The 16,241-nt window shown below is 64.9% G+C and carries 11 protein-coding genes; 1 reads left to right on the top strand and 10 read right to left on the bottom strand.

Annotated elements, in window-relative coordinates; translation table 11 throughout:
• Window positions 1-88 precede the first annotated feature (88 nt).
• From ABZW18_RS18445 to ABZW18_RS18400, 10 genes are all read right to left on the bottom strand, one after another.
• Window positions 89-1,636, bottom strand: coding sequence for a Gfo/Idh/MocA family oxidoreductase (locus ABZW18_RS18445; protein WP_356188541.1), 1,548 nt, complete (start codon window positions 1,634-1,636; stop codon window positions 89-91).
• 108 nt (window positions 1,637-1,744) lie between these two features.
• Window positions 1,745-4,225 (bottom strand): SDR family NAD(P)-dependent oxidoreductase, encoded by a 2,481-nt coding sequence (locus ABZW18_RS18440; protein ID WP_356188628.1) that lies wholly within the window; start codon window positions 4,223-4,225, stop codon window positions 1,745-1,747.
• A gap of 21 nt (window positions 4,226-4,246) precedes the next feature.
• Window positions 4,247-8,419: a beta-ketoacyl synthase N-terminal-like domain-containing protein gene (locus ABZW18_RS18435; protein ID WP_356188539.1), complete on the bottom strand. Its 4,173-nt coding sequence runs from the start codon at window positions 8,417-8,419 to the stop codon at window positions 4,247-4,249.
• A 54-nt stretch (window positions 8,420-8,473) separates the two neighbouring features.
• Entirely contained in the window at window positions 8,474-9,259 is a 786-nt protein-coding gene (locus tag ABZW18_RS18430; RefSeq protein ID WP_356188537.1) for an SDR family oxidoreductase, read from the bottom strand.
• 2 nt (window positions 9,260-9,261) lie between these two features.
• Window positions 9,262-9,924: a phosphopantetheine-binding protein gene (locus tag ABZW18_RS18425; RefSeq protein WP_356188535.1), complete on the bottom strand. Its 663-nt coding sequence runs from the start codon at window positions 9,922-9,924 to the stop codon at window positions 9,262-9,264.
• Window positions 9,925-9,955: 31 nt separating this feature from the next.
• The gene (locus ABZW18_RS18420; RefSeq protein ID WP_356188533.1) at window positions 9,956-10,717 is read right to left on the bottom strand and encodes an ABC transporter permease; all 762 of its coding nucleotides are present in this window, start codon (window positions 10,715-10,717) and stop codon (window positions 9,956-9,958) included.
• On the bottom strand, window positions 10,701-11,615 hold the full coding sequence (locus ABZW18_RS18415) for an ABC transporter ATP-binding protein (protein WP_356188531.1): 915 nt from the start codon (window positions 11,613-11,615) through the stop codon (window positions 10,701-10,703). Before ABZW18_RS18415 ends, ABZW18_RS18420 begins: the two co-directional genes overlap by 17 nt.
• 53 nt (window positions 11,616-11,668) lie before the next feature.
• Window positions 11,669-12,226, bottom strand: coding sequence for a hypothetical protein (locus tag ABZW18_RS18410; RefSeq protein ID WP_356188529.1), 558 nt, complete (start codon window positions 12,224-12,226; stop codon window positions 11,669-11,671).
• Window positions 12,227-12,346: 120 nt separating this feature from the next.
• A complete protein-coding gene (locus ABZW18_RS18405) occupies window positions 12,347-13,501 on the bottom strand; it encodes an LLM class flavin-dependent oxidoreductase (protein WP_356188527.1) in 1,155 nt (384 codons plus the stop codon).
• A gap of 29 nt (window positions 13,502-13,530) precedes the next feature.
• Window positions 13,531-14,523 carry an Ldh family oxidoreductase gene (locus ABZW18_RS18400; RefSeq protein WP_356188525.1) on the bottom strand — a complete coding sequence of 331 codons (993 nt, stop codon included), beginning with the start codon at window positions 14,521-14,523 and terminating at the stop codon, window positions 13,531-13,533.
• Window positions 14,524-15,374: 851 nt separating this feature from the next.
• On the opposite strand from ABZW18_RS18400, the gene ABZW18_RS18395 reads away from it, so the two are divergent.
• On the top strand, window positions 15,375-15,875 hold the full coding sequence (locus ABZW18_RS18395; protein WP_356188523.1) for a restriction endonuclease: 501 nt from the start codon (window positions 15,375-15,377) through the stop codon (window positions 15,873-15,875).
• Window positions 15,876-16,241: the final 366 nt, after the last annotated feature.

Genomic DNA, 16,241 nt, shown 5'->3' with positions numbered 1-16,241 from the left:
TGCGCTCCATCGGGTATCTCTGCGGGTGCCGGCCCCCGTGCAGGTGCCTGCGCCGATCCCGCCTGCCGGCACGCTCCGGTCTCCGGACTCACAGCGAGACGTCCAGCAGGTCGTGGGCCGCATCTGCGCAGGCGTCCTGGGGCGGGGCGTGCCGTCCGTCAGCCTGGGCGCGGAAGTCCAGTGCGGCCGTCGGGAAGGCTCCGGACCGCTGCCGTGCCGCGGAGAGATAGGCGCCCGCCATCAGCCTGGATGACCGCCGATGGCTGGTGAGTTCCGAGGCCATCTGCTCACGGATGCGCTTGCCGTTGATGTACTCCAGGAACTCCTGTATGGCCCGGCGTCGCGAGGCCGACTGTGTCGGTTTCACCCGCTCGCCGTGCGATGCCGCGTCCGCGGCGAGTGCGTCGAATCCGAGGGTCTCGCACTTCTTCCAACGGCCGTTGAAGTTGCTGTTGCGGAAGACGTGCACTTCGATGTGCTCCGCGTCTCCCACCTCATCAGGATCGCGATGGCTGCTGCCGTCGCCGAGAGTTTGAAGAGAGTGATAGTGAATGGCCTGGAAGGGGCCTTGCTCGATGATGTGGCTCTCGTGCCGTACGCGACCGTTGCCCTTGTACAAGTTGGCGTGGACGGGTGCGACACTGGCACGCTGTGAGAATCCGTTGTGTACCAGATTTATGCTGCCGAGTGTCATCGTCCGGCCGCCACTCTTATAGGCCATCGAGACGAAGGCGTCGATCTCCCCGAAATCTTCGGTGTGTTCGAGAAGTTCGGATTCGGAATACGGGTTCGTGGCCGCAAATTCGGGAAATAGCCGCTCGTAGTCACCGATGTCGAGCTGGGCCAGGAAATCGCCGGGCCGAGTGACGTTGGCGTGCACCTCCACCGCGTCCAAGGATTTTCCCACCGTCTCGCCGGCTTGCAGTAGCCAGGGAACGATGTCGAAGAAATGGTATCCCGAGTGGGCGCATTTTCCATAGCCCAGGTCGAAGGAATGATAGGAGATATCGACCAGTTCGTTGGGCATGCGCCACTGGCCGTCGCTGTGGAAGGACTGAATGGAGGTGACCGGGCAGTTGGTCTCTGCCGCGACCTCGGCGACCAGCCTTCTCATCGTTAGAAAGGCCGGGTGGTAGCGGCGCTGGCACTGCACGGTGACGAGCGTCTCCGGACGCTTCTCCCGGACCCTGTCGTAGTGGGCGAGCACCTCGTCGAAGTCGGTGAGAATCTCGGCGGCCCGGTCGGGGTCGACCGAGCAGTTGGTGTGGACGCTCAGTGGCTTGTCAAGCAGGACGTCCAGCTCGTGGTCGAGCGCCCAGTGTGTGTAGACCATGTGGAAGGAGGGTTCGGTGGAAATCACGACCGCGTCGATCGCGCACTGGCCAACCAGGGAATCCAGGGTCTCGCGGACCGAGTGCGGTAGCGTCTTCCGACTCGAATCGAAGGGATCTATGAAGGCGACCGGGATGTCCTGGCCCTCGAATGCCTTGTTGAACTGTGCGATGGCCTCGGCCGCCCCCGGGATGTCCACCCCGGTCACTGTGCCGACCAGTCCCGCCCGCTGGCCAGCCAGCAGGCCGGGTAAGTGGTTCCTGCGGGCGTGCGGACCGACCCCGATCACGAGGATGTTCTTCACTTCGCTTCCCCCTTGAATCTGGACAGTTCGCCAAGAAGCACATTCACCACCTGGGTGGGATCAGGTCCATGCCCGTTGCGCCGTGCCGGGTGGGTGTGCGCTTGCGCGTCATGATTCGTCAAGACGCGTCAGTTTCAGGTCGTGGATTTCCAGCAGAATCCGCCCCTGAGAATCGGCGAGTGTCACATTCAGCTGCTCGTCCTCCGCGTCAAGTACGGCAACACCCTCGGCGGTGGCTTCCCCCAGCCCGGCGTACACACGCAGTTCGGCGACCGCCGTGGGCAGCCCGCCGCGCTGCGTACGTGGGTTGAAGCACAACGCCTGGAGGGCAAGGTCAAGCAGCCCGATATTGATGACGGACCTGCCGCGGACGTCCTCATTCCATGCGGGCACGGAGCGCAGCTCGACGTGGTGCCGCGAGCCACTCCGCCGGCAGGAAACGATTTCGCGGAACGCCGGTCCGTAGTCGATGCCGTTGGCCGCGAACCGTTCGGACAGCCCCTCGACCGGCACCACCGAGGCATCCGCCAGGAAGCTCTCCACCCGGGCCTCGGACAGCTGCGGTATATCGAGGTCGACGGTCGCAGTGAGGTGTTCCAGGGAGACCGGGAGCCAGGTGTGGTCCGGCAGCACCGGCGAGCTGGTGATGCGTACGCTCAAGCTGGTCGCCGACTCCCGTTCCACGGCGATCCGCACTTCCCTGCACCGTTCGGGTGCCAGCGTCAGCGCCCGCAGCAGCCGTAGGTCCTTGATCGTGAATCCCTTCACCTCGCCCAGGCAGGCGTGGACCGACTGGCAGACCATCTCCGTGAAGTGGGCGATCGGCACCCGTACCGAGCCGCCGACGCGGTGGTCGGCGAGTGCGGCATCCAGCTCGGGCTGGTAGATCCAGCGCAGCTCCCAGCTGCCGGAGCCGGACTCGTGACAGGTGTCCACCAGGCGGCAGCGGCTGCGCGGGGCTGCGTCCCACGGCGCGATGGTGCGGGTGGCGGTGGCAGTGCTGGGCATGCTCCGGTAGCCAAGCGTCAGATAGGCGGGGGTCCGTCCCGGACTGCGCATCAACGCTTCCGCCCAATCCAGACCTTCCGGCACCTTCATGAATTCCACATCGCGCTGTTCGAGTGCGAACTGAGAGGACGGGCGGACGGCCATTCCGACTTCTGCCCAGGCGGGCCAGGCCACCGAGCGGACGCGGGCGGCGGGAAAGTCAGCGGCAAGCCGGTAGGCGGCGGTGGTCAGGAACTCGCTAGCTCCCGCGTAGTCGAGCTGCCCCGGACTACCGTACGTACCCGCGGCCGAGCCGAACAGCATGATCAACCGGGTAGCGTCGGAGAGCAGCGGGGTGAGGTTGTACAGGCCCCCGGTTTTTACGGCTGCCGTGCGTTCCCAATTTTCCAGCGTCTTGCCGCACAGTGCGCTGCTCGCTTCGATGCCAGCCCCGTGGAGGAGGGCGTGCACCGGCCCGGAGGCAGCGAGGGTCACGTCGCAGAAACGGCGGGTGCGGTGGGCGTCGGTGACGTCCAGCTGTACGTATTCAGCGCGGGCGCCCAGGTCCCGCACCCGGGCCAGGGTCTGCAGAATCGCCAGCGAGTTGGTGATCCTGGACCAGTGGCGCTCGAAGGCCGGTGGAAGCAGCGAGCTGTCGTTACGGTGCATCGCGATGAACTGACGCCGTTTGTGGTGGTCGAGGTCCTGGGCGGTCATGTTCAGCAGCTCGTCCCGGTCCGAGATGCCCAGCGCAGCACGTACGTCGGTCACTTCGGTGGTGCCCAGCAGCAGATAGCGGCACGGAATCTGCGCCGCCATCATGCGCACAACCTCGGCTGTCACTCCGCGTCCGCCGCCGGTGGCCACCACCGTACTGCCGCTGTCCAGTGGTAATTCCCCGTCGGCACCGGGCAGGTCGGCGGGCTGGTCGAAGGTCGGGACGAGGGTGGTGGTGTAGCCCTGAGCGCCGGACAGGCCCACTTCGCGATGCCCGTGTGAACCGTCGGACGCCAGGTCCAGCAGCCGATCGGCCACCACGGCGGCGGGGACCGATGGAGCCGCGTCGAGGATGACGGTGCGGATTACCGGTATCTCGCTGTGGAGCGCCCGGGCCACGCCGTGCAGGGTGCCCACGGTCGGGTCGATGCTGCGAGCCCCCGACAGTCCGAACCGTCCGTCCGAGTTACTTACGACAGCGAAGCCCCCGGTGCCACGGTCCACCCAGCGTCGGCCAAGCGGGGAGAGGGTCTGGAAGAGAGTCCGCATCAGCCCGGCCGCGTACAGGCCGTCCGCAGGATGGAAGGGGCGGTCGGCCCGCGCCCGCGTGGTGTAGCCCTCCAGGAAGAAGACCCAGTCAGGAAGGTCTCCGGTGCCCAGTCGTTGCGCCAGCTCATCGGCGTCGACGGTCATGCCCGTGTACCTCCGGGCGTGCGGCCGTACGGTTTCGCGCACCGTCAGCACTTCGGCCTCGGCGCCGCTGGCCACCAGGCGTGAGCGGACCACGTCCGCGAGTCCGTCCCCATCCGAGATGACCAGTACGCTGCGGCCGGTGAGGTCGTGCTGGATGGGCCGCAATTCGCACGCGGTCGCTACAGGGATCATTCCGAGCACGTCAGGAACTCCTCACACATGTATCGCTGCCAGGGGGCGGTCAGGCGTGTTCTGCGGTTCTGGGCCCGGCGGTACAGCGGTCAGTCCCATGGCCCACAGCTGTGCCGCTGCACGGTAGAGGTGTGCCCGCTCTCCGCCCTTGGGGTGGAGCAGGGTCACCGTGCGGATCCCGGAGTCGGCGCCAAGGATCTCTGCGGCCAGGGCCGACAGGGCCTTCTTGGGTCCGACTTCGATGAAGACGCGGGCACCGCGGTCGTACGCGTCGAGGATCATGGTTTCGTAGTAGACGGGCAGCACGAACTGTTGCGCCAGGCTCCGCCGGAGGCGTGCGGGACCGGCGTCTTGCGGGTATGGCCGCGAGGTGAAGGTCTCGTACACCGGCAGGCGCGGGGTGCGCAGCGGCACCGTGTCCAGATAGGCCAAGTAGTCGGTCACGGCGGAGCGGATCAGTGGAGAGTGGAAGGCGCGTTCGATCGGCAGCAGCCGGCCCCCGATCCCCTCCTGTCCGGCGCGCTTCAGCACCGACTCAATAGCGTTGGTGTAGCCCGCCACCACCGTCTGGCCGCGGCTGTTCCAGTTAGCAATGACCACGTCCTGGCCGTCGTTGCCAATCAGTTCGGTTCCCTTGGCGCCGGAGGTGAACAGCACGGCCATCGCCTGGCGCCGTCCGCCGTCCGGCGCCGCCGCGGCGAGGCGGCCTCGGTGGTAGGCGGTACGCAGGGCATCAGGGAAAGTCAGGGTGCCGGCCGCGGCCAGCGCGCTCACCTCACCGAAGCTATGTCCCAGATGCAGGGCGGCAGGCACGCCGAGGGTGTTCAGCCAGTCGTCGAGGATGGTACTCACCAGGAGGGTGGCGACCTGACAGTGCGCGGTACTGGCCAACCATCGTTCGCCGCGCTGCACGCCGGAGGTCCAAAAGCCCTCGCGTAGGTCCGGTATCTCCTCGCTGAGGATAGCCGCTGCCTCCTCAACAGCCCCTGCGGCGCTCGTCACCACATCGACTGCCTGGCGCAGCATTCCCTGATACTGACTCCCCTGACCGGGGTACAGGCGGCACACCGCATGGCGGGCCGGGGTGCCGTGCCCGGCGTAAACCCCCATGTTGTCCCAGGAGGCGTTCTGGGCATCTCCGCCGGCGCAGGAGAGGTAGAGGCGTGCACGCTTACGCGCCTGCTCCAAGCCCGCTTCCCCCGCCTCGGTGACGATGGCCAACCGGTACGGATAGTCCTCACGCGGCTGGGCGGGGCGGTCGCCCCCTTCAGCAAAGGCGGTCAGCGAGGCGGATAGTTCAAGCCGGTTAGGGGCGGCGAATAGGTAGCCGGGGCCGCTGTCCTCGGTACGGTCCCGGACCTTCGCGAGGCCCTCCGTCTTCTCCTTCCGTGGGATGTACTCCTCTACGACGGCGTGGTAGTTGATACCCGCCAGGCCGAAAGCGTTGACCCCCGCCCGGCGCGGCTCGCTCCCGCGTCGGGGCCAGTCGCGGGTCTCGGTGACCACCTCGAAACGCTTGTCCTCCAGCGAGAGTGCTGGATGTGGGCGGGTATGGCCGGGAGTGGGGACGAGCTGCTGGTGCTGGAGGCATAAGACCGTTTTGATGATCGCTGTCATGCCCGACGCGGCCTTCTGATGGCCGGTGTTGCCCTTCACGCTGCCCAAGTAGACCGTCTCGCGGTTCTTCAAGGAGGCCGAGAGCGCGTCCACCTCGGACCGGTCGCCTAGCGCGGTCCCTGCGCCGTGCCCCTCCACGTAGCTGATCTCAGCTGGATCGATTCCGGACGAGTGGTAGGTGCGCTCGATGGCAAGCTGTCGCCCGTCGGCGCTAGGCGCGAGCAGGCTGCGCGCCTTGCCGTCGCTGCTGCCGCGTACCTCGCGCAGTACCGCCAGGATGCTATCGCCGTCGCGTTCGGCGTCCTTGAGCCGTTTCATGCACAGCAGTCCCGCGCCGCCCCCCATGATGAATCCGTCGCTGTCCTCGTCGTAGGGCCGGCCGACGCCCTGTGTACTCAGGGCGCGGATCGCCGCGAGTGCCGAGTGGTTCATCACGCCCAAGCCCATGCCGACCGCGCCGCACAGCACGAAATCCAGGGTCTCCTGCCGGAGTTCCTGCACAGCCAGGGAGACGGCTGCCAGCCCGGTCGCGCAGGCGGCGCGGACCGAGTAGCTCTTGCCCCTTAGGTCGAATGCGCTCGCCAGGACCGAGGCCAAGGTGGAGCCGAAGCCGGAAACGGAGGTGTCCTGGTCGACCGCACGCAGATGCAGGTGAGGGTCTTTCCACATCGCCTCGCGCAGCGTCGTCCATGGCACATCGACGCCCTGGGAGCGGGCGTAGCGGCGCAGGCTTCGCAGCCAGGGCACGAATCGAATGGACTGGATCAACTGGAACTCGCGGTCGGAGTCCGGAAGTTGGCCGATGATGCAGCCGGTGCGTTCCCGCTCCACGTTGGCCAACAGTTCTTCGATTTGGGCGGTGAGGTGGGAGGCGCACGAGAGGAGCACAAGTAGCTCATCGGTCAAGCTCGGGACTTGCCTCGGCAGGATGCGGAACCTGCGATGATCCACCTCTTGCGGCACTTCCGGCAGCGCTGCCTTGCGCAGGTAGTCGGCTTGTTTGTGCAGGTCCGGATCTTCTTGGTAGAGGTCCAGGTCGGGTATGACGCTCCGCAGGTCCGTCCCGCTGGCCTGGCCCGCCCGAAGATTGCTCCAGAACTCTTCCAGGTCCGGGGCGTCCGGGGCGACGGCCTCCATCGCGACGATGGCGATCGGCGACCGGCGCGGTCGGCGGGTGGGGGCGGGGGGTGTGCGGGTGTCGGAGGGCTTTTCCAGCAGGAGGTGGTAGTTGACGCCGCCGTAGCCGAAGGCGCTCACCCCTGCCCGCAGAGCGCGATCGGGGTGAGCGGCGAGGGGGGTCACTTCGCGCTGCAGCCGCATCCGGGCGGATGCCTCCACCGCCTTGGGGCGCGGGTCCTCAGCGCTGATGGTTGGGGGCAGGGTGGCGTGCTGGAACAGGAACAGCGCGCGCAGTATCCCCACCATGCCCGCGCTCTCCACGGTGTGCCCGATCATGCTCTTCGCCGAGCCGTAGGGAAGCGGCCGCCGACGGTCGGTGCTGCCGTATGTGTTGAGCATCGCAGACAGTTCCGCGCCGTCGCCGGCATGGGTCGAGGTGCCGTGGGCCTCGACGTAGTCGACGTCCCGCATGCCGAATGGCATGCCCTCGAACGCGCTGCGGATGGCCCGTTCCTCGGCCTCGGCGGACGGCGCCCAAGTGGAGGTGGTGCGGCCGTTGGTGCTGTGGCCGACGCTGCGGATGACGCCGAGGACTGGCCGGCCCGTGCGGCGGGCATCCTCCAGTCGCATGAGCAGCATCATCACGCCCCCCTCTCCCGGCACCAGGCCGTCCGCCGCGGCACTGAAGGGGTGGCTGCCGTGCTTGGAGAGGGTCTGGGCTGCGGAGTTGACGACGAAGATGTCGGGGGTAAGAATGCCGACGCCGCCGACGAGGGCCGCGTCGAATTCCTGCTGATGCAGGCCCATGCAGGCAGAGTGGATGGCTGCCAGCGAACTGGCGCATGCCGCGTCGATACCGTAGTGGGGGCCGTGCAGGTCGAAGTAGTTGGCGATACGGCCGCCGATGGTGGCCGACTCGCCGTTGAGGGCCAGATCTTCGCGCTTGTTCGGATACTGCGCCCTGACCTGATCCTGGAAGGTGTCCAGTACATCGCTGAGGACCGGCTCCCGGCGGCGGGCGGACGCGGCCCAGTGTGCGGTTTCCAGGTGCATGTTGGCGCTGACCCGGCTGCTCGCGCCGCCGGTGACGTTGGCGATGATCACGGCTGTCTCGTCGCGCGGCAGCGGCGCATCGCTTTCGCACCGGTCCAGTACCCGCTTGGCCAGCTCCATGGCCAGCATGTGCACGGGGTCCATGCGCTCGATGACTTTGGGGGCGATGCGGAAGGTCCCGCGCTCCACGTTCCAGGGGCTGAGGAAGCCGCCGAGATTGGTGTACGAGGTGTTGGTATAGCCCTTGTCGTCCTTGTCGTACACCTCGCAGCCGTGCCAGAAGGAATCATCGGCCTCGCTGATCGAGCAAACCCCGTTGTGGTTGTTACGGTAGAAGTCTTCCAAGGTCGCGGCGCCCGGCAGTCTGCATTCGGCAGAGACGATGGCCACTGGTTCGAAGTTCATTTCGCGCACTTCCCCTCACACGTGTCTTCGTCGGTGCGTACGCCGGGCCAGGGTCTATTTCCCGAAGGCCGCGGGCCGGTGGACCGTGGTCAGCCACCCACCGTCCACATTCACCACCTGGCCCGTGACGTAGTCCGCGGCTCCGGCGCACAGCAGGAGCACCGTCTCCGCTACCTTTTCCAACGGCGGCGCGCCCATGGGACTTTCGCTCTCGCATATCGCGAGCCAGGCATCGCCCTTGGAGAAGTAGTTCAGCGACATGGTGGGGAAGACGGTGGCTCTCAGGGCGTTCACTGAGATTTCCTGTGGGGCTAGTTCGAGCGCCAGGGACCGCACCAGGGATTCGCTGGTGGCCTTGGCGGCGCCGACGACGCCGTATCCGTCCGAGGCACGGACGGCTCCCACGCTAGTCATGTATAGAACCTTGCCGCCAGGTGGCATGAGCGGGGACATGTGCCGGGCGAGGGTGATGAGGGAATAGGAATTGACGCTCAGCGCCCGCTGGAACATCTCGTAGTCGGCGTCGATGACGCGTGCTTCCGTTCCGCCCGCCGCGCAGTGCACGAGGATGTCCAGGCGGCCGAAACGATCCTTCACCAGGCCGGCTAGTTCGGCGACCTGCTCCTCGGCGGCGACATCGGCGCGTACGTAGGTGGCGCGCCCGCCGTCGGCCGTGATGGCTTTGGCGACCAGCCGTCCGTCCACGGCGGTGTTGGCGGAGTTGATGATGACGTGGGCGCCTTGCCTGGCCAGCAGCTCGGCGACGGATCGGCCCAGACCGCGACTGCTTCCGATCAGCAGTGCTACCTTGCCACTGAATCCGGGCAGGTCCTTTCGCACCGTCAGCTCTCGGATTCCACGCGGGTGGAGATGTAGTCGGCTATCTTCCCGATCGTGGCGTAGTCCTTCATCAGGAAGCCCTCGTCCATCGGGAGGTCGTATTCCTCTCGGAGCTTGGCAAGGGTCTGGACCTGTTTGATGGAGTCGATGCCCAGATCAACTTCCAGGTCGAGGTGCTCCTCGAAGATCTCCGGTGGGTAGCCGCTTACTTCCGCCACCAGCTCGACCAACCGCGCCTTGATTTCCTCGAGGGAGGCGGGACGTTTGCCCAGCTGGGGAGATTCTTCCTCGTCGGGATCGAAGAAGTCGATGGAACTGCCCGTCTGTGGAGTGGAGGTGGGCTTCCCGTCGTTGGACGCGCCCGTCTCCGCGGGTGCGGCCTCAGCCGTCGGCCCCACCGGTACTCCGGGGGCGGTTTTCTTCTGCGCCTCGGGCGCGGCTGAGGGCGTCAGCTGGCGCGCGGGCGGCTGGGGTGACGGGCTGCCGCTGGCGTCGGCGATCGTCGACCATGTGGCGAGCATGAGCCTGCCCCAGCGGCGGGGGTCCTCCTGAATGAACTCAAGGAACCTCTTGTCGGCGGCTTCGAGAAATTCGTCGCCGAAGAGCACACTAGCGGCGAGCTGCACCGGTACGGAAACGTCCTGTCGAACCTGTATCTCGGTCATGATTCCCCCTCTGATGAACTTCCTGGGATGTCTACTTCGCCTTCCATTGCATCTTGGAGCCGGCGAACCACAGCGTGGCGGCGGTCAGCACGGACAGCACGGCGATGTCCATCCACAACTGACCCGTCACGGGGCCGACGAGCACCTGTCGCATGGCGGAGGCTGCGTATTTGGTCGGGCTGAAATTGCTGATGGAAATGATCCAGTCGGGCAGCTTCTCTGCCGGGATGATCACCGGGCCGAGGAAGACCATCAAGATGGTCAGCATCAGCGTGAAGGAGCTGGCTTCTTCCTGTGTCCTGGAGACCACTCCGATAATGGCTCCAATGCCCGCCAGCGGCAATACGCACAGCGGGATCACCAGCACTACAAGCGGGCTGATGGTCAAATTGACGTCCAGGATCTGCGAGCCGAGGAGCAGTGTCACCAGAACTGCGGGGAGAGAGAGCACGAAGAACGCGAGCACAGTGGCGACGATGACGATGTACCGGCGCACCGGCAAGGTCCCGAAGAAGTCCAGCGTGCCCATGGCTTTCATGTACGCGAAGTTCTGTGCCACCTTGTTCTGATTCTCGAACATGAGAGCCAGGACAATGCTTCCGGTCAGCACGTACACTACGGCGTGCTGTCCACCGCCCCGGGCGAATGAGCCCAGCGCGATGATACTCATCAATGGTGTGAGGATCCCGGTTACGACCATCGCGCGCCAGGACCAGCGCCAGTTCGATAGTTGCATCAAGCCGAGATCGATGAATTGGTCCAGAACGCTGGGGCTTTTACTCTGAGTGAGCATAGTGCAGATACAAATCTTCCAGTGTGGCCGAGTAGAGCTTGTAGTCGATCGACTCGTGCAGCCTCAGATCAGACAGCAGCGAGGGCACTCGTTCCCGCGGGACGGTGAGTACGACATTGTCCGGCGACTTCCAGTGACGGGGTAGATCGAGAGGGATATCGTGGGCTACCCCGGGCGCTATCCAGATTTCCAGGCGCATATGATCCTGGAGTTTACGCTTCAGCTCAGCTGGCGCGCCCATGGCGGTGAATCCGCCGTGTTTCATGATGCCGACACGGTGCACGATGCGTTCTGCCTCGATCGCGTCGTGGGTGATGAAGACGATGGTCGTCCCGTGTTCGGCATTGCATTTACGCAGGACGTCCCACACGTGGTTTCTGTTAACCGGGTCCAGGTCGTTCGTCGGCTCGTCGAGGATGACCACCGGGAGCCGGCCAGCCATCGCGAGCGCCAGCTGCAGAAGACGCCGCTGCCCGCCCGACAGGTGGGAGCTTGCCTTGTTGCGCACCTCCCCCAGCTTCCAGGTCTCGATCATGGAGTCGCGCTCCCGGGCTGCATCCTTCCGAGACATGCCGCGCAGATGAGCAGCGAAGTAAATGGCCTCGGAGACCTTCAGTCTGTTCAGCGCCATGCTGCTCTGCGGCATGAAGGCGGTCGTCATACTCACGTGCAGCGGATTATCCGGGACCGACTGCCCGAAGAGCTTGATCTCACCCGAGGTGGAGCGCAGGAGATTGACCATCTGTCGTACGAGCGTCGTCTTCCCCGCTCCGTTGTCCCCGAGTATCCCGAAGACTTCGCCGGTTCGGATCTCCAGCGATACGTGGTCGGTAGCGGCCTCAGTCTGGTTCGGGTAGACCTTCACAAGGTCATCAATTTCGTAGGCGATGTCTGTCAATCTTTCTCCTATGTCACGGCCAGCCAACAGTCAGCCACCGGGCGGTTCCTGACTCATAGTTCGTTGTAGACACTGTGCTCCCTGTCAAGGGCTAGCCGGTCCTCGAGTATCCTTACGCTGTACTTCTTGGCCTGTTTCTCATAGTAGTCGAACTTCTCGTCGAGGTGAATGTGCTCCGTCGCCACCACACTGAAGATCTGATGTGGCGTCATGGTCATTACGTCGATTCCCATGTCGAAAAGGTCGAACCGCTTCAGTGCGATGGTCTCCTCAACTTCTTTATTGAAGTAGTACGTTCCTTCGACGAGCCGCGTTTCCCTGCTACCGAAGTCCATCATGTAGTCCTGGCCGTCCACCGTTATCTCCATGGCAATGTGGGCGGTGGAGGGAATGAAGCCCGGGACACGTCGTTCGTGGTAGACGACGGTGGGCCGGATGCCGTGCTGATTCATGATCGCGCAAGCGACCAAGGTGCGGTCGGGGCACGGACCGAACGCCATTGCGTCACCGTCATCCAGGATCTCAAAGACATTGCGGCGCCCGAAGACATTCCGTAACCGGTCCGCTTCCCAGACGGTCTTGACGACACTCTGGTGCATGAAGTCCACCACGGACATCAGAATGTTGGAGCCACTCGCGCAGAATGTGGGTAATGCGGATTCCCCTGACATGATCCCCCAGTCGTGGAGCCTGGTTTCTGTCGCTGCCCAGGAGGGCGGACTTCCGTGAGGTCAGGTCGCGGTGCCGATTTCTGCGGCCAGGCCACGACGGCGCAGTTGCGGCAGAACGCCCTCGCCGACCCAGTACGCCTCTTCCAGGTGCGGGAAGCCGGAGAGGATGAACTCCTCGATACCCAACGCCGCGTACTCCTCGATACGGTCGGCCACCTCTTCGTGGCTGCCGACCAGCGCGGTGCCGGCGCCGCCGCGAAGCAGCCCGATGCCGGACCACACATTCGGGTAGATCTCGAGATCACGGAGGTTCCAGTCCGCGCGGAAGTCCGCGTGCAGTTCCCGCATGCGGGCCTGGCTGGTCGACTCGCTGGCGGCCAACGTCTGTTGGACCTGCCCGACCTGCTCACGGTCCAGTCCCGCCAGGAGCCACTCAGCGGTCGCCCATGCCTCCGCGGAGGTGTCCCGGGCGACGACGTGGAAGCGGATGCCGAACCGCAGGCTGCGCCCCTCTTCGTCGGCCAGTTTCCGCACCCAGGCGATCTTTTCGGCGACCTGCGCAGGCGCCTCGCCCCAAGTGAGGTAGGTGTCCACATGGCGGGCGGCGACCGGGCCGGCCGCTGCCGAGGAGCCGCCGAAGTACAGTCCGGGCAGGGGGGAGGGCGGCGCGGAGACCGTCGCCCCGGTCACCCGGTAGTGCTCTCCGTGGAAGTCGAAGGGGGAGCCGCTCCAGGCCCCGCGCATAACCGAGAGGAACTCGTCCGTACGTGCGTAGCGCTCGTCCTTGGACAAGTAGTCGCCGAAGCGTGCCTGTTCGGCCGACTCACCGCCCGTAACCACGTTCAGCAGCAGCCGACCGCGGGATAGGCGCTGGTAGGTGGCGGCCATCTGGGCAGCCAATGTTGGTGTGATCAGGCCAGGACGGAAGGCGACGAGGAATTTCAGGCGCTCGGTCTCACGGGCGAGCGCGGCAGTCATCACCCACGCGTCCTCGCACCAGGTTCCGGTGGGAGTGAGGATGGCGTCGAAGCCGAGCTGCTCCGCCGAGCGGGCGATCTGCGCCAGGTAGCCGACGTCCGGGGCGCGGAACCGGTCGGCTCCCTCTTCCCGGGCGCCTTCTCCCCCGTGTCCCGGGCCGTGCGTGCCGTGCGTGCCGACCACCAGTGACCGGCCATCGCTGGCTGTCGGGAGAAACCAATGAAATTGGAGTGTCACCGTGCCTCCATCTCACTCCGGGTTGGGCTTTAGTCCAGTTCTAAGTCACCCGCGGCGCGGGCACAGAGCCTCTTGTGGAGCGCATCATCGAGTTGCACGGACCCGGATTTCAGGGCCGCCGACATGCGGGCCTCCGACTGCTGGCCGGGCAACCGCAGTGGGTGACCCTCGCGTGTCACCACGCCCTCCATCACCTCGACGAGTCGGGAATTATGTGCCGGAAACCCTGCCAGTGCGCCGCCGAACGAGGGGTCAATTGCCATGAACGCGTAGCCGGTCTCCCAGGTGGAGGTGACATCGCGGCTCATCGGGAATCCGAAGAGCGAGCCCGTCAGAATCTGCACCAGCAACGATACTGCGAACCCCTTGTGCCCTCCGAAGACGACAGCGGCTTCGGCGAGGTGCGGGTCCTCGGTGAACTCTCCGTGTCCGTCCACAAAGCAGTTCTCGGGCAGGGGAGTATTGCCGCGCCGGGATTCCCACAGCTGCCCCATGGGCGCCTTCGTGGTTGACATGTCGACCACGAAAGGTGTCTGGGATGTGGGAAACGCGAAGCTCAGGGGGTTCACGCCCAGGAATGGCGTCCTGCCGCCCTCGACCGTGCTGTCGGGCCTGGAAGTGTTCATCACCAGCCCGATGAACCCCTCGCGGGCAATGCGCTCGGTCCACGGAGCAAGTACGCCGTAGCGCTGTGTGTTGAGCACACCGACCATGCCGACACCGAACTCACGTGCCTTGCTTACCGCAACCTCCACGGCGTAAAGCGCGCTCACCGGTCCCACTTCGCGCCGACCGTCGATGATTGCGAGGCTGCCGTGCTCACGTACGACATGAGGAGAGCCATCGCGCTCCGAAAAGAACCGGCATTCGAAGCAGAACTTCGCAATGCCGTGGGTCGGCTTCCCTCGCAGCTCCCCGACAAGATAGTGGTCGACGACGAGATTGATCTTATCTTCCGGCACCGCAGTTCGTCGGCACACTTCTGCCATGAGCACTCGAAGTTGTTCGATGTCTATCTGCACCGGCTACGCACTCACTGAAAGCTGACGGGACAAGAAGGCGGGCTCTGGGATTCCTTCTTGATCACAGTTGCGGCCGAGGCGCGTTGACATCCGTGCCACTGGCGCCTGAAGGGAAGATTCTTGCGTGAAGGATGCCTCGCTTGCTCGGTACATGCAGAAAACAGTGACGTACTCCCCCGTCCATGGGGAAGGCGGTGATCTATTGTTGGCTGACGAGCTCACGTTCTCGCAATGTTCAGCCCCCGCCCACCGATCGTTCTGGTGACCTGCCCACACGCCAGAGCACCATGCGCATCTTGAACCCCAGATACAAACTGAACATGGTTCACGTCACAATAGATTTGGGCTAGATAGCCCTTTTTGTCAGTTCAATGGCCTCAACTTTGAGCCACCCAAGGTCACCCGGGAAGGGTATTCAGCCCGCCCGGCGTTCCGTATGGCGACTGCGAATTCCGGTTTCCGGCTCCGTTGCTGCTTCCGCTTTTCGCCAGAGCATTCCAGTACCTGTGGTCGTGAGCTCGGCCGGGCGAGATGGGCGCACTCCCCATCCTTAAGGACTAGCGTGTGCAGAAGGGATTCCGTTTCTCGGATGGGGCTCCTGAGTTACCCGAGGTAGGGAATCTGCAGTCGACCCCAAGGTGCTCCCAGGCCGGCGCGCCTACGGGCCCACTAGCATCAGCAGCCAGACACTGAAGTACCGCTGGTCTTGGCTAAGGTGCTCCGTCAAGAGGGCCGGCGGGCGCCCAGAGTTCGGTCACCTTCGAAGAGAACGAGGGTAGAGCAGGGCTTGAGCCATACGGACCCACATGCCGCTCGCTGCCTGAGCGCGGTCTTGTCTTCTCCCCAGGTACATGTTGGCTCCTGAGTGGGATGTCGTTGCCGGCCGCTCCAGGAACGCCGTGCCCGCCGAAGCCGTACGCGCACTGGCCGGCGTCATGCACGACAGAGCCGCCGCCAAGGGCATCGTGGCAACCACCGCCTGGTTCGGCAAAGCCAGCTGGGCCTTCGCTCATTCGCACCGGCCGCATGGAACTCATCGGCGGCCGCCACCTCAAAGCCCTCCTCCTCGATCGAGCACCTCGGCATCGACGCGCTCCTGCCCCCAAACTCCCACCCCGGCTGGGAGACACGCGGCCTCACCTGACACCAACCGCTCACCCATGAGAGGTCTGCTTGTCGGCAACTTCCTCGTCCTACTCCACCAGACGATCGGCCGCGGCATCCGCGGCAACGAACTCGCCCACGCCTGCTGGAGGTGCAAGCCTCCTGGGACGACATCACAGACCAACACACAGCCTGTCGGCGGCCGCCCTGTCAGAGGAGCCGGTAACCCCATCCATGCATCCGGGTAGCCGATACCAAGACCCGGACCATTGACGGACCAACGCCCTCGTGAAGGCAAGTCAGCGCCGCCATTTCGGCAGGTCAGACATCATGTGACGTCTGTACCACCAGTAGACCAAGAACCTCCTGGTGTCGTACTCGCCGAAGAAGCTGGGCTTCTTCTAGGGCCAGAAGGAAGGCGTCTGACCTGGGCTTTTGCCCGTCAGGCGCCTTCCGCTGGGTCCGCTGACGGCAGGGACCGGATTGCGTCGTACCTCCCAGTCGACCACCGGGGCGTTCGGGACTGATGCATGGTCTGGTGACATCTGATCTGGCTTGCCCCTGGGGCGGCCTGGAAGGATGTTGCTGTGCCTGTTCCCTATCCCCAAGAGTTC

It is taken from the genome of Streptomyces sp. NPDC004647 (genome assembly GCF_040609575.1).
Taxonomy (GTDB): Bacteria; Actinomycetota; Actinomycetes; order Streptomycetales; family Streptomycetaceae; genus Streptomyces.
The sequence above is the reverse complement of the archived record's forward strand: the minus strand, read 5'-3'. Positions and strand labels throughout refer to the sequence as shown.

Bases quoted from the DNA above. Each gene is read 5' to 3' on its own strand.
- ABZW18_RS18395 (WP_356188523.1), top strand. From the start codon at position 15,375: ATGTTGGCTCCTGAGTGGGATGTCGTTGCCGGCCGCTCCAGGAACGCC.
- ABZW18_RS18425 (WP_356188535.1), bottom strand. From the start codon at position 9,924: ATGACCGAGATACAGGTTCGACAGGACGTTTCCGTACCGGTGCAGCTC.
- ABZW18_RS18420 (WP_356188533.1), bottom strand. From the start codon at position 10,717: ATGCTCACTCAGAGTAAAAGCCCCAGCGTTCTGGACCAATTCATCGAT.
- ABZW18_RS18435 (WP_356188539.1), bottom strand. From the start codon at position 8,419: ATGAACTTCGAACCAGTGGCCATCGTCTCTGCCGAATGCAGACTGCCG.
- ABZW18_RS18440 (WP_356188628.1), bottom strand. From the start codon at position 4,225: ATGATCCCTGTAGCGACCGCGTGCGAATTGCGGCCCATCCAGCACGAC.